The organism is Noviherbaspirillum humi (assembly GCF_900188095.1).
GTDB lineage: Bacteria > Pseudomonadota > Gammaproteobacteria > Burkholderiales > Burkholderiaceae_D > Noviherbaspirillum > Noviherbaspirillum humi.
Genome location: NZ_FZOT01000003.1, coordinates 420,480 through 440,737 on the forward strand (window position 1 = coordinate 420,480; position 20,258 = coordinate 440,737).

21 protein-coding genes and 1 rRNA gene are annotated in these 20,258 nt (G+C 63.2%); 15 read left to right on the forward strand and 7 right to left on the reverse strand.

All coding sequences use genetic code 11. The annotated features are described in order from the left end of the window. The first annotated feature begins 79 nt into the window (after nt 1-79). The 11 genes from CHB88_RS08210 to CHB88_RS08260 all read left to right on the forward strand — a co-directional run bounded on the left by CHB88_RS08210 (nt 80) and on the right by CHB88_RS08260 (nt 8,965). Complete coding sequence (locus CHB88_RS08210) at nt 80-586, forward strand: ATP-binding protein (protein ID WP_143131186.1); 507 nt, start codon at nt 80-82, stop codon at nt 584-586. A 62-nt stretch (nt 587-648) separates the two neighbouring features. Next, complete coding sequence (locus tag CHB88_RS08215) at nt 649-1,152, forward strand: (2Fe-2S)-binding protein (protein WP_089398815.1); 504 nt, start codon at nt 649-651, stop codon at nt 1,150-1,152. Next, complete coding sequence (locus CHB88_RS08220) at nt 1,149-3,344, forward strand: xanthine dehydrogenase family protein molybdopterin-binding subunit (protein WP_089398816.1); 2,196 nt, start codon at nt 1,149-1,151, stop codon at nt 3,342-3,344. Before CHB88_RS08215 ends, CHB88_RS08220 begins: the two co-directional genes overlap by 4 nt. A 61-nt stretch (nt 3,345-3,405) precedes the next feature. Then, nucleotides 3,406-3,861: a sulfur oxidation c-type cytochrome SoxX gene (soxX, locus tag CHB88_RS08225; RefSeq protein ID WP_089398817.1), complete on the forward strand. Its 456-nt coding sequence runs from the start codon at nt 3,406-3,408 to the stop codon at nt 3,859-3,861. Further along, nucleotides 3,862-4,353, forward strand: coding sequence for a SoxY-related AACIE arm protein (locus CHB88_RS08230; RefSeq protein ID WP_089398818.1), 492 nt, complete (start codon nt 3,862-3,864; stop codon nt 4,351-4,353). 1 nt (nt 4,354) lies between these two features. Continuing rightward, the gene (soxZ, locus tag CHB88_RS08235; protein ID WP_089398819.1) at nt 4,355-4,678 is read left to right on the forward strand and encodes a thiosulfate oxidation carrier complex protein SoxZ; all 324 of its coding nucleotides are present in this window, start codon (nt 4,355-4,357) and stop codon (nt 4,676-4,678) included. A 101-nt stretch (nt 4,679-4,779) separates the two neighbouring features. Then, nucleotides 4,780-5,451, forward strand: a complete 672-nt coding sequence (soxA, locus tag CHB88_RS08240; RefSeq protein ID WP_245844825.1) for a sulfur oxidation c-type cytochrome SoxA — start codon at nt 4,780-4,782, stop codon at nt 5,449-5,451. 61 nt (nt 5,452-5,512) lie between these two features. Then, on the forward strand, nt 5,513-5,836 hold the full coding sequence (locus CHB88_RS08245) for a c-type cytochrome (protein WP_089398821.1): 324 nt from the start codon (nt 5,513-5,515) through the stop codon (nt 5,834-5,836). A 42-nt stretch (nt 5,837-5,878) separates the two neighbouring features. Continuing rightward, nucleotides 5,879-7,156 (forward strand): NAD(P)/FAD-dependent oxidoreductase, encoded by a 1,278-nt coding sequence (locus CHB88_RS08250; protein WP_089398822.1) that lies wholly within the window; start codon nt 5,879-5,881, stop codon nt 7,154-7,156. Further along, nucleotides 7,156-7,908, forward strand: a complete 753-nt coding sequence (locus CHB88_RS08255) for a DUF72 domain-containing protein (protein ID WP_089398823.1) — start codon at nt 7,156-7,158, stop codon at nt 7,906-7,908. Before CHB88_RS08250 ends, CHB88_RS08255 begins: the two co-directional genes overlap by 1 nt. A 55-nt stretch (nt 7,909-7,963) precedes the next feature. Beyond that, the gene (locus CHB88_RS08260; RefSeq protein ID WP_089398865.1) at nt 7,964-8,965 is read left to right on the forward strand and encodes an aldo/keto reductase; all 1,002 of its coding nucleotides are present in this window, start codon (nt 7,964-7,966) and stop codon (nt 8,963-8,965) included. Nucleotides 8,966-9,044: 79 nt separating this feature from the next. On the opposite strand, the gene CHB88_RS08265 is transcribed toward CHB88_RS08260, so the two are convergent. Both CHB88_RS08265 and CHB88_RS25830 read right to left on the reverse strand, forming a co-directional pair. After that, nucleotides 9,045-10,250, reverse strand: coding sequence for a DUF4382 domain-containing protein (locus CHB88_RS08265; protein ID WP_089398824.1), 1,206 nt, complete (start codon nt 10,248-10,250; stop codon nt 9,045-9,047). Nucleotides 10,251-10,795: 545 nt separating this feature from the next. Next, the gene (locus CHB88_RS25830; protein WP_281255001.1) at nt 10,796-10,930 is read right to left on the reverse strand and encodes a hypothetical protein; all 135 of its coding nucleotides are present in this window, start codon (nt 10,928-10,930) and stop codon (nt 10,796-10,798) included. On the opposite strand from CHB88_RS25830, the gene CHB88_RS08270 reads away from it, so the two are divergent. Together CHB88_RS08270 and CHB88_RS08275 are read left to right on the forward strand one after the other, a co-directional pair. Then, nucleotides 10,929-12,263, forward strand: coding sequence for an LVIVD repeat-containing protein (locus tag CHB88_RS08270; protein WP_143131187.1), 1,335 nt, complete (start codon nt 10,929-10,931; stop codon nt 12,261-12,263). The two genes, CHB88_RS25830 and CHB88_RS08270, sit on opposite strands and share 2 nt — an antisense overlap. Nucleotides 12,264-12,544: 281 nt before the next feature. Next, nucleotides 12,545-13,768: a TolC family protein gene (locus tag CHB88_RS08275; protein WP_089398825.1), complete on the forward strand. Its 1,224-nt coding sequence runs from the start codon at nt 12,545-12,547 to the stop codon at nt 13,766-13,768. Between the two features lie 119 nt (nt 13,769-13,887). Here the strand turns inward: CHB88_RS08275 and CHB88_RS08280 are convergent, their stop codons facing one another. The 5 genes from CHB88_RS08280 to CHB88_RS08300 all read right to left on the reverse strand — a co-directional run bounded on the left by CHB88_RS08280 (nt 13,888) and on the right by CHB88_RS08300 (nt 18,863). Beyond that, nucleotides 13,888-15,432 (reverse strand): tripartite tricarboxylate transporter permease, encoded by a 1,545-nt coding sequence (locus CHB88_RS08280; protein WP_089398826.1) that lies wholly within the window; start codon nt 15,430-15,432, stop codon nt 13,888-13,890. Nucleotides 15,433-15,450: 18 nt separating this feature from the next. Further along, a complete protein-coding gene (locus CHB88_RS08285; RefSeq protein WP_089398827.1) occupies nt 15,451-15,912 on the reverse strand; it encodes a tripartite tricarboxylate transporter TctB family protein in 462 nt (153 codons plus the stop codon). 119 nt (nt 15,913-16,031) lie between these two features. Further along, complete coding sequence (locus tag CHB88_RS08290; protein WP_089398828.1) at nt 16,032-16,727, reverse strand: molybdate ABC transporter substrate-binding protein; 696 nt, start codon at nt 16,725-16,727, stop codon at nt 16,032-16,034. A gap of 138 nt (nt 16,728-16,865) precedes the next feature. Then, the gene (locus CHB88_RS08295; protein WP_089398829.1) at nt 16,866-17,744 is read right to left on the reverse strand and encodes a fumarylacetoacetate hydrolase family protein; all 879 of its coding nucleotides are present in this window, start codon (nt 17,742-17,744) and stop codon (nt 16,866-16,868) included. A 132-nt stretch (nt 17,745-17,876) separates the two neighbouring features. Further along, nucleotides 17,877-18,863 (reverse strand): tripartite tricarboxylate transporter substrate binding protein, encoded by a 987-nt coding sequence (locus CHB88_RS08300; protein ID WP_089398830.1) that lies wholly within the window; start codon nt 18,861-18,863, stop codon nt 17,877-17,879. Nucleotides 18,864-19,027: 164 nt separating this feature from the next. On the opposite strand from CHB88_RS08300, the gene CHB88_RS08305 reads away from it, so the two are divergent. Together CHB88_RS08305 and CHB88_RS08310 are read left to right on the forward strand one after the other, a co-directional pair. Continuing rightward, the gene (locus CHB88_RS08305) at nt 19,028-19,711 is read left to right on the forward strand and encodes a type 1 glutamine amidotransferase domain-containing protein (RefSeq protein ID WP_089398867.1); all 684 of its coding nucleotides are present in this window, start codon (nt 19,028-19,030) and stop codon (nt 19,709-19,711) included. 472 nt (nt 19,712-20,183) lie between these two features. After that, nucleotides 20,184-20,258 (forward strand): 16S ribosomal RNA (locus CHB88_RS08310); the annotation flags it as partial.

Consider the following 20,258-nt stretch of genomic DNA (forward strand, 5'->3'; position numbering starts at 1 on the left):
AAGCGTTTCTCGCTTTTGGCGCAGCGCCGACTTTGTCGCTGGCCCCCTGAGCCAGGGCGGCCGCGAGGGGAGCGCGCAGGTGAGCGATCCCTATGTCTCCATGCATACCGGCCAGAGCGGTTTTTCCATGCGGCTTGCGGTCGCGGTGCGAGGCCCAACTCGTTATCACTTGTCGATGGAGCAAGACATGCAGCAGGTGCAGCGCCATCGTTCTCGAGGCCGCCACCGCTCGCTGCCTGTGCCGCTGGCCGGACTGGCGCCGGACGATCATGTCTGCATCGCCCTTCGCGACAGTGGCAGCCGCGTGAGCGCCAATACGCCGGCACGAGCGGTCGATCCTTTCTTCATCACTCAGGAGCTCGCTGACGGCGCCGGCATGGGATTGCCGCAAGTGCGCAATTTCGCCCGCCTGGCCGGCGGCGCGCTGGAGCTGTTCAGTCTTCCCGGAGAAGGGACCCAGGTCACGCTGTACCTGCAGCGTAAGTCGCATCGATTCGCTGGACGGGTTTTGAGCCGCTTCAACAAGCGGCCGTTTTTGCGCCTTGGCCACCCCGCGCAACGCCGGCGCGCCTGCAATTGCGCTTGAATAGTCGTAATATAACTGTCCACGGCCACGTCAGCCGGACAAACACAATCGAGGAGACATGAATGGCGAAGCTGAACGTCAACGGGCAGTTGCGTGAATTCGAGGCGGAAGGAGATACGCCGCTGCTGTGGGTGCTGCGCGAGCAGCTCGGGCTGACCGGCACCAAGTACGGATGCGGCATCGCGCAATGCGGCGCCTGCACGGTGCACATGAACGGCGAGCCGACGCGCAGCTGCGTGCTGCCGGTGTCGGCCGTCCCGGCCGATGCGAAGATCGTGACCATCGAGGGCCTGGCACCCAATGGTTCGCACCCGGTGCAGAAAGCCTGGGTTGCACTCGACGTGCCGCAATGCGGCTTTTGCCAGTCCGGCATGATCATGGCTGCCGCCGCTCTGCTGAAGGACAAGCCGAATCCGAGCGACGAGGACATCAACGGCGCGATTACCAACATCTGCCGCTGCGGCACTTACAACCGGGTACGCGCTGCCATCAAGGTGGCGGCCAAGGGCGGTGACGCGAAAAGCGCCGGGCTTGATATTCAGCATGCTGAAAGGAGCGCGACATGAGCGAAAAACTCGTCGTGAATCCTTCCCGGCGCCGTTTCCTGGGCGGTTCCGCCGCCGCCGTCGGCAGCCTGGTGGTCGGTTTCCACATTCCGTTCGCCGGCACGGCCATGGCTCAGAGCGCCGCCGGCGCCCAGGCGCCCGAAGTCAATGCCTGGGTGGTGGTGCAGCCGGACGATACCGTCATCATCCGCATCGCCCGTTCCGAGATGGGGCAGGGCACGCTGACCGGCCTGGCGCAGCTGGTGGCCGAAGAGCTGGACTGTGACTGGTCCCGGGTCACCACCGAATATCCGACGCCGGGGCAAAACCTGGCGCGCAACCGGGTCTGGGGCAACTACTCGACCGCCGGCAGCCGCGGCATGCGCGAATCGCAGGATTACGTGCGCAAGGGCGGCGCCGCCGCCCGCATGATGCTGGTGCAGGCTGCCGCCAATGAGTGGCAGGTGCCGGCGGCCGAATGCCGCGCCGCCAACAGCACCATCACCCATGCGCCTTCCGGCCGCAGCACGACCTACGGCAAGGTGGCGGCGGCAGCATCGAAGCTCACGCCGCCCACCGAAGTACCGCTCAAGGATCCGAAGGACTGGAAGATCGCCGGCAAGCGCCTGGCGCGGCTGGACACGGTGAACAAGACCACCGGCGCCCAGATCTACGGCATGGACTTGAAGCTGCCCGGCATGCTGAATGCGGCCATCAAGGATTGTCCGGTGTTCGGCGGCACAGTGAAAAGCTACGACGAGGCGGCGATCGCCAAGCGCCCCGGCTTCAAGAAAGTGGTGCAGGTGGGCGACAGCGCGGTGGCGGTGGTTGCCGACACCTGGTGGCATGCGAAGACGGCGCTCGAAGCGCTGCCCATCGAATGGGATCTCGGTCCGAACGCGAAGGCATCCAGCGCCGGCACTGCCGAGATGCTGAAGGCCGGCCTCGATGCCAAGGACGCCGTGGTCGGCAATCAGAACGGCGACGCGCTGGCGGCCATCGCCGCCGCGCCGCGCAAGTTCGAGGCGGTCTACTCCTATCCGCACCAGAACCACGCCACCATGGAAACCATGAACGCGACCGCGCGCTGGACGCCGGAGCGCTGCGAGGTCTGGACCCCGACGCAGAATGGCGAGTCGGCCCTGGCGGTGGCGTCGGAGGCCTCCGGACTGCCGCTGGCCAAGTGCGAGATCTACAAGCTGCACCTCGGCGGCGGCTTCGGCCGGCGCAGCGTGGCCCAGGACTGGGTGCGGCAGGCAGTGACCATCGCCAAGGCCATGCCCGGCACGCCGGTCAAGATGATCTGGAGCCGCGAAGAGGACATGCTGCATGGCCGCTACCACCCGGTCACCCAGTGCAAGCTCAGCGCCGGCGCCGATGACAAGGGCAACATCACCGCGCTGCACATGCGCATCTCCGGCCAATCCATTCTGGCCGGCGTGGCGCCGCAGAACATCAAGGACGGCAAGGACCCGACGGTGTTCCAGGGCCTGAACCCGCCGGGACCGGAAGCATCGATCGGCTATACCTTCCCGAACCTGCTGATCGACCACGCGATGCGCAATCCGCCGGTGCCGCCCGGCTTCTGGCGCGGCGTCAACCTAAACCAGAACACCATCTACCTCGAGTCCTTCCTCGACGAGATCGCCTACGCGACGAAGCAGGACCCGTTGGAGCTGCGGCGCAAGCTGATGGCCAACCACCCGAAGCACCTCGCCGTGCTGAACGCGGTGGCGGAGAAGGTGGGCTGGGGCAAGCCGGCGCCAAAGGGCGTGTATCGCGGCCTGGCGCAGACCATGGGCTTCGGCTCCTATGTCGCGGCGGTCGCCGAAGTGTCGGTGAACGATGACGGCGCGCTGAAGATTCACCGCATCGTCGCCGCCACCGATCCTGGGCATGCGGTCAATCCGCAGCAGATCGAAGCGCAGGTGGAAGGCTCCTTCGTGTACGGCTTGTCGGCCGCGCTGTACGGCGAGTGCACGCTGAAGGATGGCCACATGGAGCAGACCAACTTCGACACCTATCGCATGCTGCGCATGGACGAAATGCCGGCGGTAGAAACCATCGTCATGCCGTCCGGCGGCTTCTGGGGCGGGGTGGGCGAGCCGACCATCGCGGTAGCGGCGCCGGCAGTGCTGAACGCTATCTTCGCCGCCACCGGCAAGCGCATCCGCGATCTGCCGTTGAAGAACCACAGCCTGAAAAAGGCTTGACGGCGCGGAAGGGAAGGGCGGCCGTTTCGTCCTTCCCTCCGCCGGCGAGGTGGGATGCCTGATGAAAGCGCTGGTATTGCTCGTCCTGATCGCGGTGGCAACGCCGCTTCGCGCGGCGCAGGCCGCCGAGCGGGCGCCTTTGGTGGCTTATGAGGTCGTCGGCGATGCCGTCCCCCGGCCGCTCACCTCGACACCGGGCGACGCCGCACGGGGCAGGGCGATCGTGGCCAACCGGCAGGTCGGGCTGTGCCTTTTGTGTCATGCGGGACCGATTCCGGAAGAGCGCTTTCAGGGCAACCTTGCGCCGGACTTGGCCGGCACGGGCGCGCGCTGGGACGAAGGGCAGCTGCGTTTGCGCCTGGTGGATGCGGGCCGGTTGAACCCGGCGACCATCATGCCGTCCTACTACCGGGTCGATGGCCTTGCCCGCGTCAACCCGAGCTTGCAGGGCCAGCCGATATTGAATGCCCAGCAGATCGAAGACGTGGTGGCGTATCTGCGCACCTTGCGAGAGTGAATGAAGACAATCGAACCGACAATCAACGACGATGATCCGGCCGACTGCGCCCGGCGCCGGGTGCTCGCCGGCGGCGCGGCACTTGTCCTGAGCATTGTCGTGCGGCCTGCAGCGGCAGCGCCGGACGACCTGGCCGGGGCGATCGCCGCCTACACCAATGGCGCGCAGGTGAAGAAGGGCAGGGTGAAGCTGGAAGTGGCCGAACTGGTTGACAATGGCAACGCGGTGCCGCTGGCGGTCAGCATCGACAGCCCGATGAGCGCAGCCGACCATGTGGCGGCCATCGCCATCTTCAATGAAAAGAACCCGCAGCGCGACGTCGCACGTTTCATCCTCGGCCCGCGCGCCGGCCGGGCCCAGGTCTCCACACGCATCCGCCTGGCGACTACCCAGAAACTGGTGGCCGTGGCCAAGATGAGTGACGGCAGCTACTGGTCCGACACGGTGGACGTGATCGTCACGCTCGCCGCCTGCATTGAGGAGACGACCTGACATGGCGCGCGCCATCATCAATGTTCCGCCGACCGCCAGGCGCGGCGAGGTGATCGAAATCCGTACCCTGATCGGCCATCCCATGGAGACCGGATACCGGCCGGGAAACGATGGCAAGACTCTCCCGCGCGACATCATCCGTCGCTTCACCTGCCGCTACAACGGCGAGGTCGTGTTTTCCGCCGAGTTCTTTCCAGCCATCGCCGCCAACCCGAACATCGCCTTCCATACGGTCGCCACCGAGAGCGGCAACCTGAGCTTTACCTGGGAAGGCGACAACGGCTTCCAGCAAACCGAGACGGTCAACATCAACGTCAGCGGCTGATCGGATCGATGACAACAGCCCTGTCCTCCATTTTGCCGATAGTGCTTTTCTGTGTCGCGGCCAGCGCGCATCCGCAAGACCGCCGTTCGGGTTTCGAGTTCATGAGCCCGTCCACCCAGGCGATGCAGCGCGACGATACGCAGAACCCCGGCATGCTATGGATAAAGGAGGGCGAGGCGCTCTGGCAGCGCAAGGCGGGCAGGGCGGAACAATCCTGCGCCGGCTGCCATGGCGAGGCCGCCAGGTCGATGCGCGGCGTGGCGGCGCGCTATCCGGCCTTTGATGCTGCACTCGGCCAGCCGCTCAATCTCGGCCAGCGCATCAACCAGTGTCGCCAGAAGCACCAGCAGGCGGAACCCTGGAAGCGCGAAAGCCAGGAGCTGCTGGCGATGGAGAGCTATGTCGGCATGCAGTCGCGCGGCGTGCCGGTCGAGGTTTCGGATCCGCGCCTGCTGGCCTTCATCGAGCGTGGCGAACAGCGTTACCGGCAGCGCATCGGCCAGCTCAATCTCTCTTGCGCGCAGTGCCATGACGACAACTGGGGCCGCAAGCTGGGCAGCGCGGTCATCCCCCAGGCGCACCCCACCGGCTATCCGGTGTACCGCCTGGAGTGGCAGGGCATGGGCTCGCTGCAGCGCCGCTTGCGCAATTGCATGACGGGCGTGCGCGCCCAGCCCTATGCTTACGACGAGCATGAAATGGTGGAGCTGGAACTGTATTTGAACAAGCGTGCGCAGGGCATGCCGCTGGAGACGCCGGGAGTGCGTCCATGAAGCGGGGTGCGTCGGCGGGCTTGCCTTGCCATCGAAGGAACTTCATTCAACGGGAGCCCGCATGCGCCTGAATCGCTTGCCCACCGCATTTGCGTTTTTTGTCCTTGCCGCCACGGCGCCGCTGCAAGCCGCCGAGAACGCCGGCAACGGCCAGCGCCTCGCCGCCACCTGCGCCGGTTGCCACGGTACCGCCGGCATCACCCGGGGCGATGTGCTGCCGCCGCTGGCCGGGCAATCCAAGGCGGCGCTCATCGCCAGCATGAAAGCGTTCCAGAGCGGCCAGCGTCCGGCCAGCATCATGCACCAGATTGCCAAGGGCTACAGTGACGAGCAGATCGAGGCGATGGCAGGGTATTTCGCGTCGCAGCGGACGAATGCGAAATGAGCGCGGCCTCGGATCGGCGCGCCAACTGACGAAGGAGACCGCATGAAACGACGTGACTTCATCCGGACGCTTGGCGCCGGCTCCCTGCTTGCTTCCACCATGGGCTGCGCCGGGCTGCCGTCCAGCGCTGCAAAGCCGAAAGTGGTGGTGATCGGCGGCGGCTACGGCGGCGCCACCGCTGCCAAGCATGTGCGGATGTGGAGCGACCACGGCATCGACGTCACCCTGGTGGAGCCCAATCCCGGCTTCATCTCCTGTCCCCTGTCCAACCTGGTGCTCGGCGGCTCGCGCCAGCTCGCCGATCTCAGCCTGTCGTACGACGGGCTGCAGCGCACCCATGGCGTCACGCTGGTGCGCGAGCGGGCCGAAGCCATCGATGCGCAGCGGCGCGAGGTGCGCCTGGCCGGCGGGCAGACGCTGTCTTACGACCGTCTGATCGTCTCGCCGGGCATCGACTTCATGTTCGACCAGATTCCCGGCCTGCAAAAGCCCGGCGCCCAGGAGCAGGCGCTGCATGCGTGGAAGGCCGGCGCGCAGACCGTCGAACTGCGTCGGCGCATGGAAGCCTTGCCGGATGGCGCGGTGATGGTGATGACGGTGCCGCCGGCGCCCTACCGCTGTCCCCCGGGGCCCTATGAGCGGGCTTGCCAGGTCGCGCATTACTTCAAGCAGGCCAAGCCGAAATCCAAGCTGCTGCTGCTCGATGCGAACGAGGACGTCACTTCCAAGGGAGCGCTGTTCAAGCGCGTTTGGGCGGAGCGCTATGCCGGCCTCATCGAATACCGTCCGAAATTCACCACCGCTGACATCGACGCCGCCAGCGGCATGGTGATATCCGACCTCGGCGAAAAAGTGCAGGGCGCGCTGCTCAACATCATCCCGCCGCAGCGCGCGGGCGCCATCGCGATGCAGGCGGGACTGGCGAATGCCAACAAGCGCTGGTGCGACGTCGACTTCATGACCATGGAGTCCCTGCAGGCGAAGAACATCCATGTTATCGGCGATGCCATCCAGGTCGCGCCGCTGATGCCGAAGTCGGCCCACATGGCCAACCAGCATGCGAAGGTGTGCGCGGCGGCGGTGGTCGATCTGCTGTCCGGCCGCGCGCCTGACGCGCGCCCGATGATGACCAACACCTGCTACAGCTTCGTCTCCGACCGCGACGTAATCCATGTCGCATCGGTGCATGCCTACGATGCGGCACGCAAGACCCTGCTGGTGGTGCCAGGGTCCGGCGGACTGTCCTCCGCGCCGAGCGAACTGGAGGGCGTGTATGCGGCGAACTGGGCGCGAAACATCTGGGCCGACACGCTGATGTGATGCAGGTCTTCGTCGGCACCAGCGGCTTCCTCTACAAGCATTGGAACAATGGCGTGTTCTACCCGCGCGGGGTGAAGGATAGACTGATGTATGCGCTGGAGCGCATGAACGCCATCGAGATCAACGCCACTTTCTACAGCATCCCGAAACCGGAAACCGTGGCCAGCTGGGTGCCGCGCCTGCAGGCCGATTCCCGCCTGATCCTCAAGGCGCCGCAATCGGTGTCGCACCGGCGCCGCCTGAAGCTGCACAGCGAGGGCAGCGTGCGCCAGGGTGAGGACCTGCTGAACTATTTCATCGAGGGCTGCCTGCAGATACCGGAAAGCCATCGCGGCCCGGTCTTGCTGCAATTGCCCGAGCGGCTGGAAATCGATCTAACGCGGCTGGAACCGGTGCTTGCCTTGTTCTCGCATCGCGGCTTGCGCGTGGCGCTCGAGGTGCGGCATGCCTCCTGGTTCGCGGCCGACACCCTCGACCTTCTGGAGAAGTACGGTTCGGCACTGGTGGCTTCAGACTGGGTCAGCTTTCGATCGCCGCTGGTGGTGACCGCCGACTTCATCTATCTGCGCCGCCATGGGCCGGGCAGCCTCTACAGCAGCCGCTACGACGAAGAACAGCTGCGCGCCGACGTCGACCTCGTCCTGCAGCAGCCGGTCGGCGCGGCCTATGTACTGTTCAACAATGATGTGCACGGCTATGCGCCGGAGAACGCGATGCGCATGCGTGAACTGTTGGCGGCGGCAGCCCCATGATGAATATTTCGCCACATGCTATCGTGCCTGACTTCCCATCCCGACAGGAGACATGATGCAATACCGCCGCCTCGGAAAAAGCAATCTGCAGGTATCCGCCCTGTGCCTCGGCACCATGATGTTCGGCGACCAGACCGACGAGCAGGAAGCCGGACGCATCGTCGCATCGGCCCGCGACCACGGCATCAACTTCATCGACACCGCCGACGTCTATACCAAGGGCCGGTCGGAAGAGATCGTCGGCCGCCTGCTCGGCGCCAGCCGGCCGGACTGGATCCTGGCGAGCAAGCTGGGCAACGCGATGAGCGACAGCCCCAATCATTCGCATTACTCCCGCACCTGGATGCTGCGTGAAACCGACAGCATCCTGCAGCGCCTCGGCACCGACTACCTGGATGTGCTCTATCTGCACCGCGATTACCATGAGGAGAATCTGGAGGAAATGGTGCGGGCGCTGGACGATCTGATCCGCAGCGGCAGGATCCGCGCCTTCGGCCTTTCCAACTTCCGCGGCTGGCGCATCGCCGAAGTGATACGGCTGTGCCAGCAGGCCAACGTCGCACCGCCCGTCGTCTGCCAGCCCTACTACAACCTGCTCAACCGCATGCCGGAAGTGGAGATCATCCCGGCTTGCGCCCATTACGGCATGGGCGTCGTGCCTTACAGCCCGATCGCGCGCGGCGTGTTGACCGGCAAGTACGAGCCGGGCAAGCCGCCGCCGGAAGGCACCCGCGCCGGCCGCAACGACCGCCGAATCATGCAGACCGAGTTCCGCGCCGAGTCGCTGCAGATCGCGCAGCAGTTGAAGCAGCATTGCGAGCAGCGCGGCGTCCGCCTCGGCCAGTTCGCCACCGCCTGGGTGCTGGCCAATCGCCATATCAGCTCGGTGATCGCCGGACCGCGCACGCTGGCGCAGATGGAGGATTATTATCCCGCCGTCGAGCTCGGCATCTCGCCGGAAGAAGAAGCGATGATCGATGCTTTGGTGGCGCCGGGCCACGCCTCAACGCCGGGATACAACGATCCGAGCTATCCCTTCTTCGGTCGGCAAGCCTGACCTGGATCGGTCCGTTTTCCTGCTGCTGAAAGCAAAAGAGCGCCGGCTGTGCGGCGCTCTTTTTCATGGCAGCGGAAACTTACTTGGTCAGCGTGAAGTTCTGTGTGCCGTTGGCAGAAGAAACATCGACGGTGCTCGTGGTCGACAGGGAAGACCCGATCGCCGCCTGTACCGTGTATTTGCCGACGCCCGGCGTGGCATTGGCTTGGGCGCTGAAGGTGATCGGCAGCGTGGCGCTGTATCGGCCGAACTGCGGCGCCACGGTGGGCAGATTCTCCAGGACATAGGATGCGGAGCCGGTGGAAACATCCACGCCGCGATACCTGATGGTCACCGTCGGGCCGTTGGCAATCGTCTGGCGCGCATACACATAGGCGGGATCGTCGCTGGTGCTGGCCGAGGCCAGCGTGACCGTGCCTGAAATGGAGCGTCCGGCAGCGGCGGTCTGCAGGTCGATCGGCGCGGCGGCGGTGCTCACCGGGACGATGGTGCCCGTGGTGGCGACCGGCACGCTGCCGATGATGCTGGCGGCACGGTTGCTCGCCGTCAGCACCACATCGTAATTGCCAGCCGGCAGACGCGACAGGAAGAAGCGGCCGGTCGTGGCATCGGGCGCGGTGGTGCTGACGATGGCGCCGTTCTGCTGCGCGGTCACCAGCACGCCATCGGCCAGCTGGGCCTTGTTCACATAACCTTCGATGCCGCTGACATAGGTCGGCGTCACTTTCACCACCGGCTTCATCGCATAGTGGCCATTGCCCTTGGTGACGACCGACTGGCAGGCGTCGAAGTCGAGCGTCAGGTCGGCCTGCCTGCCGGCCTCGACGGTGAATTCGTTGACCAGCTTGATGCCGCTCTGGATGGCGCTCGGCGTGTCGAGCGAGACTTCGCTGCCGCCGGTCGGCACCACGCTGTTGGCAAGGCTGTTGCCGCTGTTCTCGTCCAGCACCAGGCGCAGCTGCGTGTACTTGCCGGCCGGGAGTGTGGCTTGGCCGAGCTCGTCGAGCACGCCATTGGTCAGCTTCAGCAGGTCGATCTTGCGGGCCGGATTGAGCGTGATGTCGGTCCAGCCGCTATCGTTTTCGCTGGCCGCATTGTTCTGGTGAATGCGCACCTTCTTCACCGTGACGTTGACGGCATCGAAGCCGCAGGCCGGCGCGTCGGTCAGCGACACTTTCACCGTGCCTGCCGCCGCGGAATCGTTACTGCCGCCGCCGCAGGCGGACAGCAGGCCCGCAGCGGCGAGACTGGCGATGCCGACCGGTTTGAAAATAGGGTGGGACATGGGGTTCTCCAAAAATGACCGCGACAAGGGCGGCTTGTAATAGGTCGAAGCGCAGGATGAGAAGCAGCAGGACGCCGGCATCTGTCGAGGCCTTGCTGCCGCTTGGCAAAAATATAGCCAAGCCTTGTATTGATGGAAAACCCTGTTGCAATTACTTACCCAAGGTAAGCATGCCCTTGCGCCTCCAACCTGAGCCGTAGATGGCGCGCGGCGATTCGGGCGGCGCTCGAATCAAGCGACTCGCCTGTTCATTTGACCGTTGCCCGGCGCGACTCTAGAATGATCCCAACAATAAAGAAACGAAGTTCTGCATGAAGGAACGGCGTCATTGGGTTCATTCGTCTCCCGAACACACGGTGCGTGTGGACTCATCATCGCAATATCCGGCATGCGTTCTTCATTCGGGGAGACGTTCCTTTCCGTCGCTCGTCCTTGCTCGTCACAAGCTTGCATGACGTCGTCCGGCAGCATGGCCTGTATCCGGCCTCTCTCCCGCATCCGTTGCGTCGTTCAACCATCTTGATCCAGGGAGGCCATGTGGGATTTCATTCGTCATCGGGCAATATCGGACTGTCATTCGGAAGACTGGTGTTGAGCGCCGCCTTGTCGGTCGGCGTTTTTTCCAGCGTCGCTGCGCAATCTGCGCGATCCACTCCCGCAGCGCCGGAGGCGAACAACATGCGCCTGGTCGGCCATGATGATCTGCAGGGGCGAAGCGCTTATCAACCCATCATCCACGCTCAAGGCAACCGCTGGATCGCGTATGTCGGCCACCATGGCGGCAAGGCGCCCAATCCGCTCACCGGCAAGGTGGAAGACAACGGCACTTCCATCGTCGATGTCAGCGATCCGGCCAAGCCTCGCTATCTGGCGCACATGCCCGGTGAGCCGGGGGAAGGCGAATCCGGCGGGGCGCAGATGGTGCGGCTGTGCAGCGGGAAGACGCTGCCGCAGGGTCAACCGGACAAGTTCTACCTGCTGCGTACGTTCGGCAACAGCGCGCACGAAATCTGGGATGTAAGCGCGCCGGAGAAGCCGGCGCTGGTGTCGCGCATCACCGGCGTGCGCGACACCCACAAGAACTTCTGGGAGTGCGACACCGGCATCGCCTATCTCGTTTCCGGCGCACCCGGCTGGAAAACCCGCCGCATGACCCAGGTCTATGATTTGAGCGATCCTGCCAAGCCGCGCTTCATCCGCAATTTCGGCCTCGTCGGCCAGCAGCCCGGCGCGCCTGACTCGCTGCGTGGCACCGATTACGAGATGCACGGACCGATCCGCGTCGGCAACCGCATCTATTTCGGCTACAACACCTTCCTCAACGGCGTGATCCAGATCATCGACCGCGAGAAGCTCCTGCGCGGCAACCCGGCGGCAAAGGATCCGTACGAGCCGACCGATGACAACCTCACCTATCCGGTGGTGACCACGCTCTATACCTCGCCGCGGCTGGGCGCCCATACCACCCTGCCGCTGCTCGGCATGGAAGTGCCGGAATTCGCGAAGAACACGGAGGGACGCACGCGCGACATTCTGGTGGTGGTGAACGAATCCCTGCGCAACGAATGCCAGGAGAACCGCCAGATGATGTACGTGGTCGACATCACCAGCGAAACCAAGCCCTGGGGCATGGCGAATTTCCAGGTGCCGGAGAAGAGCGGCGACTTCTGTGCCCGCGGCGGGCGCTTCGGCACCCATTCCTCGAACGAGAGCATGACGTCGCCCTATCACAAGAAGCTGGTGTTTCTCGCCTATTTCAATGCCGGCATCCGCGCCGTGGACATCCGCGATCCCTGGTCGCCGAAGGAGGTCGGGTACTTCATTCCAGCGGTGACCGACAAGACCGACAAGCGCTGCATCCGTGTCGATGGCGCAGAGCGATGCAAGGTGGCGGTCCAGACCAACAATGTCGAGGTTGACGATCGCGGCTACATCTATGGCGTGGACCGCGCCAATACCGGCCTGCATATCGTCGAGCTGACCGGAGCGGCACGCAGCATCGCCCAACCCTGACACATGCTCGACCGCTGCCGGCCATTTCCTGTCCTTCCCTGCCTGCTGTTCCTTGCCGTTGCAAGCGCATGCGCCGACGATGGCGCTGGACAGCAGGCGGACTCGCCCGGGGCCGCGACCGCACCGCTGGCATTCGAGTCCGGTCTGAGCTTCACGCCGCCGGCCGAACCTCAACCGGTTCCATGGCTGCAGCAATCCCGGCCGGCGGATTCTTCACCCATCCCGGATCAACCCGCGGCGTCACCGTCGCACCCTGCTGAGCGAACAAGGCGCGATAAGCCATGAACGCCGTTTCATTGACCGGCAGCGGCTACCGGCGGCTTCTGCCGGCAATCTCCCTAGCCTGCATGGCGCTCTGCTGCTCTTGCACTTCGCTGACGGTTAGCCGGATAGAGGCGCCTGCACGCATACCTGTCGATCCGGCGCGGATCGACGCGCGCATCGCCGAATTGCTGTCAAAGCCTCTCGGCCCGGACGAGGCCGCTGAACTGGCCTTGCTGCGCAGCCCCGCCCTTGCGAGCAATCTGTCGATCATCGGCATCGACCCGGCGCAGCGCCTGCTGGTCGCGCACACCGGACCTTCATCCCGCAAGAATGGCGCTGCGCCGGTCAACAGCGACCCCCGGATCGGCCGCACTCTGACAGTCAATCTTTCATCGTGGCTGGCCGACCGGCTGCAAGCCTCGGCTAACGATGCGGCGAAGGCGGCGGCGCTTGCGGTCGGCGACAGGGTGTTTTCGGTCCGCCGGACCTGGATACACGCCGTCGCTGCTCGCCAGCATGTCACCTATCAGGCGGATGTGGTGGAGGCGGCCGAGGCGGCCCAGTTGCTTTCCCAACGGCGCCAGCAGGTCGGCAACGCCGCACGCCTGGAGAATCTGAGCGCGCATCGCTTGCTGGAGCAGGCCAAGGCTAACCTTGCCCACGGGCGGCTGCAGGCCTTGTTGCAGCGGGAGCGACTGCAGCACCAGATCGGCTTATGGGGAGTTGATGCGGAGCGGATGCAGTTGCCGCCGCGCCTGCCTGAACTTCCACCCGCGCCGGCTGGTGCCGAGGGACTTGAAGCGCTGGCCGTCTCGGAGCGGCTGGACATGCAAATGGCGCGTGCGGCAATTCTGCGGCATGACGCCAATGATGCGGAGGGCCGTCACGCCGAATTGGAGGATGTCGCCATTTCCGCCCGGCACCAGGTTCGCACGGCTTGGCTGGCCTACCGCGCAAATTGGGATCGGGCGCGCCATGCCTGCGGGCCCGGTCTGGCACTCGCCCGCGCGATTCTCGAGGAACAGGTCAAGCGCTACAACGGCATGCAGATGGGCGCATCGGACCTGCTTGCCGAATCGCGGCTGCAGACCGACGCGGTGTTGTCCTGCATTTCGCGACAGGCCGAATTTTGGCTGGCCGAGACGGACCTGCAACAGGCGCTGGCCGGGATGGGTGCGCCGGCCCCGGTGGGCATCACCGCGACGCCAGCCCTCCCGTTGCCTCATCCGGGCGGTCATTGACAGCAGCGGGTGTCGATGAACTTGGGAAGTTGAAATCGACGTCCAAAGAAAAAGGCACATGCCGGAGCATGTGCCTTTTGTTTTTGCAATCTGCCGCGGCAGAACCGCAGCGGTATCGCTTACTCTTCCTGGAACGCTTCCTCGCGCTTGGACTTGATCGCCGGCAGGGTCACGATGACCACCAGCAAGGCAGCGGCGATGAGCAGGCCGAGCGACAGCGGACGGGTGAAGAACACCGTGAAGTCGCCGCGCGACAGCAGCAGCGAGCGGCGGAAGTTCTCTTCCATCATCGGTCCCAGCACGAAGCCCAGCAGCAGCGGCGCGCCTTCGCAGCCCAGCTTCATGAAGATGTAGCCCATCACGCCGAAGCCGGCCGTCATGAACACGTCGAAGGTCGAGTTGTTCACCGTATACACGCCGATGCAGCAGAACACCAGAATTGCCGGGTACAGGAAGCGATACGGCACCGTCAGCAGCTTGACCCACATGCCGATCAGCGGCAGGTTCAGGATCACCAGCATCAGGTTGCCCACCCACATCGAGGCGATCAGGCCCCAGAACAGCGTCGGGTTGCTGGTCATGACCTGCGGACCCGGCTGGATGTTGTGGATCGTCATCGCGCCCACCATCAGCGCCATCACCGCGTTGGGCGGAATGCCCAGCGTCAGCAGCGGGATGAAGGAGGTCTGCGCAGCGGAGTTGTTGGCCGACTCGGGAGCCGCCACGCCTTCGATGGCGCCCTTGCCGAACTCGGCGCTGTTCTTGCTGACCTTCTTCTCCAGCGAGTAGGCGCCGAACGAGGCCAGCGCCGCGCCGCCGCCCGGCAGGATACCCAGGGCCGATCCGAGCAGCGTGCCGCGGATCAGCGGCGCCACCATGCGCTTGAAGTCTTCCTTGGTCGGGAACAGGCTGGTCACCTTGTTGGTGAACACTTCGCGCGCTTCCTTCTGCTCCAGGTTGGCGATGACTTCCGCAAAGCCGAACACGCCCATGGCCACGGCGACGAAGCCGATGCCGTCCGACAGTTCCGGCACGCCGAAGCTGTAGCGGGTGGCGCCGGTGTTGACGTCGGTGCCGACCAGGCCGCCCAGCAGGCCCAGGCAGATCATGGCAATGGCCTTGATCAGCGAGCCGGAGGCCAGCACCACCGCGCCGATCAGGCCCAGCACCATCAGCGAGAAGTACTCGGCCGGGCCGAACTTGAACGCCACTTCGGCCAGCGGCGCCGCGAACGCCGCCAGCAGCAGCGTACCGACGCAGCCGGCGAAGAACGAACCGAGCGCGGCAGTGGACAGCGCCACGCCGGCGCGGCCGCGGCGAGCCATCTGGTAGCCGTCGATACAGGTCACCACCGACGAGGTTTCGCCCGGCAGGTTGACCAGAATGGCGGTGGTGGAGCCGCCATACTGGGCGCCGTAGTAGATGCCGGCCAGCATGATGAGCCCGCCCAGCGGCGGCAGGGCATAGGTGGCCGGCAGCAGCATGGCGATGGTGGCCACCGGGCCGAGGCCGGGCAGCACGCCGATCAGGGTGCCGATGACGCAGCCGATGAAGGCGTAGAACAGGTTCAGCGGCAGCGACAGCGTCATGCCGAAGATTTCGAACGGCTGGAACGCCAGGACGGCGCCGAAGCCGATACCGAGATTGGTGAATAGGGTTTCCATGATAATTCCGTGATCCTTTTAGCCGGCGATGAACGAGGGCCAGAGCGGGAACTGCAGCTTCAGCGCCCAGGCGAAGACGACGTACGACATGATCGTCAGCACGACGGCGTTGAGGATGGCCGCGACCCACTTGAACTCATGGCTGGCGTAGCTGCTGATGATGACCAGCAGCACCAGCGACACGACCAGGCCGAGGATGGGCAGCAGGATGCCGAACAGCACCACGGCGCCCAGGATCAGGAACAGAATGGGCCAGTCGAACTTGGCGACCTTCTCTTCGGGGGCGTTCTTCGAGGTGCCGCCGATGCTGACGACGATGCCGAGGATCATCAGCAGCACGCCGAGCATGGTGGGGAAGTATCCCGGTCCCATGCGCGCCGCCGTGCCGATGTTGTAGGTCACGCCGAAGCCTGAAAAGAACGCGCCAAAGGCAAGGAACATGATTCCCGCCCAGAAGTCTTTCTGATTTTTTATTCGCATGCTGAGTTTCTCCCTCCGAATCTTGTGAAACTTAATTTGAAAAGCCCATTGCCTGCGGTGTTCGCATGCGTACGAACACCATTTTTAAATGGTGCGACATAGTAGCGCATTCGGCCGCTTTAAAGTTCAAATCCGCCATCGCGGCGAAGATTTTCTGTGCCTTTCGATCCCAGCAGTTGGACAAGCCGGGCCGAAAGTTCCGGATGCGTCGACTTGGTGCAGACCGCGGCGGTATAAGTTGTCGCCAACTCGAACTCCGGCGGCAATGAATCAACCAGCCGTACGCCGTCGGTGTAAAGAATCTCCGTCACCTGCGTGCAGCCGATAGCGTTGGGCTGACCGTCTTGCGCCAGATGCCGCATGGCCGTGGCGCCATTGGGATGCGGCCGCAAGCGCGGCGCCACCTGATCGTAGATGCCCAGCCGGCGCAGAACGTTGGCGAAATGGATGCCAGCCGTCGCCTTTTCCGGATCGGGGAAATAGATTTCGCTCGCTGACAACAGCACCTGCTTCAGTTGCTCAGGGTTGGAAACATCATGTTGTGCGTCGCCATCGCGTACCGCGATGCCGGTCTTGACCTTGCCCAGGTTGGTGATCGTGCCCGGCTGAACATAATCGCCTTGAGCCAGTTCATTAATCAACGCGGCGGTCAGGATCGCTACATCACAAGGCTCGCCCAAAATCAGCTTTTCCTTCATCAAGCCGACTGCTCCGAACGTGCCTTTTATTTCGGCCCCGTTGGCGTTGGCAAAATCAGCTGCCAGCGCCTTGACGACGCCCTGTGCGGCGCCTCCGCTTAATACATGGAGATCCATGGAGTTCCTTTTCGTGACTTTGCAGGATGCCGCCCATCATGGTTTTCGCCATGGCGCCGGGTTGGGTTGATAGGTTGGGACCTGGACCGGAGAATGGTGATGACGGACGGCACTGGGGCGCCGAAAGTTGCTTTCGTGTCAGGCGACCCGATTCACCAGCGTGCCGAGATTGCCGATCTCGATCTTCATCACGTCGCCCGACTTCAGGAATTTGGGCGGCTTGAAACCGATGCCCACCCCTGCCGGCGTGCCCGTGGCGATGACATCGCCGGGCTGCAGCGTCATGCCGGCCGAGATGGTCGAAATGATCGTCGGAATATCGAAGATCAGGTCGCTGGTATTGGCGTCTTGACGCAATTCGTCATTGATCCAGCAGCGCACGTCGAGATTGGCAGCGTCCACCTCGTCGGCGGTGACGATCCACGGACCCATGGGGCAGAAGGTATCCATCGACTTCCCGAGGAACCATTGGCGATGCTTCTGCTGCAGGTCGCGCGCCGTGACATCGTTAACGATGGTGTAGCCCCAGATATGGCTCATCGCGTCGGCCTTGCTGATGCCACGACCGCCCTTGCCGATGATTACGGCAAGTTCGGCTTCATAATCGAGCTGCTGAGTCATTTCGGAGAAAGCCAGTACAGTCTCATTCGGACCGATGACGGTGGAGGGTGCCTTGGTGAAGACCACGGGCGCTTCTGGCGCAATTTCTCCCTTGGCGGCCGAGGTATCGAAGCCGGACTGGCTGAATTCCCTGGCGTGCTCGTGATAATTCTTGCCCACGCAGAAGATGTTCCTGCGGGGGACTGGAATGGGCGCCAGCAATCGTTCTCCAGCAAGTTTTTTCCAAGCGGGATTCTTTGCGGACAGATCCTTGACCGAAGGCGTAGCGGCGATGAATTGCGCCATGTCGCCTGCAAACCCGGGCACCAGATCGCTCAATGGGCAGTACTCGGTTCCGTCGTTGTTGATAGCTGCAACGGTCGCGCGTCCGCCGATATCCAGCGTTGCAAATCGCATGTTAGTTGTCTCCGGATGGATGGTTGAGAGGGTTGTTGTTACTTTTGCGCGGAATTTATCAGCGTACTGATTGTGCTGTCAATGCAAGGCGGACCCGTCCGCCCGCTTCGCATGCCTGCTTTGGTCAGAAAGTCAATTGAGCTTGCCGATGCGCTGCACCGCTTCTTTCATTCGCTGCGCATCTACATTTATGTAGCTTTGAAATTCTTGGCTGTCCATATACAGCACCGGACTGCCGGCATTCGCGATGGTTTGCTTCACCGTCGGATCATTGGCTGCTATCCGTGCCGCTTCCCGTAGCTTGGCAACGATGGGTTCCGGCGTCGCAGCCGGGACGAACAGTCCTGACCACTGCGCAAATTCGACCGGATAACCTGCTTCCTTCAGGCTGGGTACGTCCGGCAGCGCCGCCAGCGGGCCGTTGCCCCAATGTGCGAGTGCCTTCAGTTTGCCGGACTTGATGTGCTGTAGCACGCTCGCCGGTCCTGTCGATACCGCGTCCACCTGGCCGCTGAGCAGCGCGAGCACGGCAGGTGCCGCGCCGGTGTAGGGCACATGCAGCATCGAGAACTTGGCGTTAGCCTTCAACATCTCCATCGGCACATGCATGGTGCCGTAATTGCCCGACGAGCTGTATGAATAGCGGCCAGGTTTGCTGCGCATGGCCGCGACAAAGTCATTCACGCTGTTCCAGGGGCTGTCGGCTCGTACCACGAGTACCGTGGGGTCGGCAGTGAAGCGGGCGATCGGCTTGAGTTGAGGCAGCTGAAACAACGGTTCCTTGCCGATGACCCGATCTGCTTCGGGAATGATCGCGATGGACGACAACGCCATCAACAAGGTGTAGCCATTGGGGGCGGACTTGGCGACCTGAGCCATGCCAATGGCGCCGCCGGCGCCACCCTTGTTCTCTACGATGATGCTCTGTTTCAGCTCTCGTCCCAGCGCGGCCGCGACCGGACGCGCCACCGTATCGGCGACGCCGCCCGGAGGGAAGGGAACGATCATGGTGATGGGTTTGCTCGGCCAGACATCGTCTGCAACAGCGAGGCTGGTGATGCTGGACAGGGTCGCGACGGCAAGGGTCGCCATCGACAGCTTGATGAATCGTCTCTTCATTGTCTCCACCGTTATTGTGCGGATTGCATCGCGTGATGCCTCCGAGCGGCGATTGTAAGGGAAACCATGCACTTTGCGGTACTTCCGCGCTCGTGCATCACGAACTTTTGCCTACCTGCCAAACTCTACGTTGATCGATTAGCAAGGCATTGAAGGAGAAGAACGTGAATATCTTGATGGTGCTGACCTCGCATGATCAGCTCGGCGATACCGGCAAGAAAACCGGCTTCTGGCTGGAAGAATTTGCTGCACCGTACTATGTATTCAAGGATGCCGGTGCCAGGATGACGCTGGCATCGCCGAAGGGCGGACAGCCTCCGCTCGACCCCAAGAGCGATGATCCAACCTCGCAGACCGAGGCGACCAAGCGATTCAAGCAGGACCGGGAGGCGCAACAGGCGCTGGCCAACACCGTACTGTTAACCAGCGTCTCGCACGAAGAGTTCGATGCCGTGTTCTATCCAGGAGGGCACGGCCCGCTGTGGGACCTGTCCGCAGACGCCGATTCCCTTACGTTAGTGCAAAGCATGCATGCGGCGGGTAAACCCATCGCTGCTGTCTGCCATGGTCCGGCCGTATTTCGTCAGGCAAAGCGGCACGACGGCCATCCGTTGGTGGAAGGAAAGCGGCTAACTGCGTTTTCGAATACGGAGGAAGAAGCCGTGCAACTTACAAAAGTGGTGCCTTATTTGCTCGAAGACGAATTGCGAAACAATGGTGCCTTGTATGAGAAAGGACCAGACTGGGGAGTGTATGTCGTCACCGACGGCAATCTCATCACAGGTCAGAATCCGGCTTCTTCGGAAGCAGCCGCGCGTGAGTTGCTCAAAGTCTTGAAAAGCAGTTGATCAGTTGCCAACCGGAACGAAGGGCAAAGTCCCGCCTAACGCCAGTCATAAGAGGCGCGATGTGCTTCTTCTCACTCGTTGAAAAGTGAAGTTTAAAGAGTGGCACGAATAATCAAGCAGCGAAGGTGTTGACAGGGAGGAGCAAACCCCGCATAATCTCGCTTCTCTGCTGCTGACGAACACAACGCTTCGCAGCGCCGGCAAGCCGCTCAGGGGACTGAAATGGCGAGCTGAAGCAGACGGATCTTTAACAACTAACAGCCGATAAGTGTGGGCGCTTGGTAGCGTGCGGCGGTGTCAGCGGTAGGGCAGCGATGCCTGTGCTGCTGATGCTGCAAAACGAAATAGCAAGTGCTCATATGGAAATACCGGTTCATCTGCCCGCTATGGGAGGATGGATCGAGTCAGTATTTTGAGTGAGCGACGCTGCCGGAGACGGCAGTTCTGTCAGTGATGGCAGATAACAGGCATTGAACTGAAGAGTTTGATCCTGGCTCAGATTGAACGCTGGCGGCATGCCTTACACATGCAAGTCGAACGGCAGCAC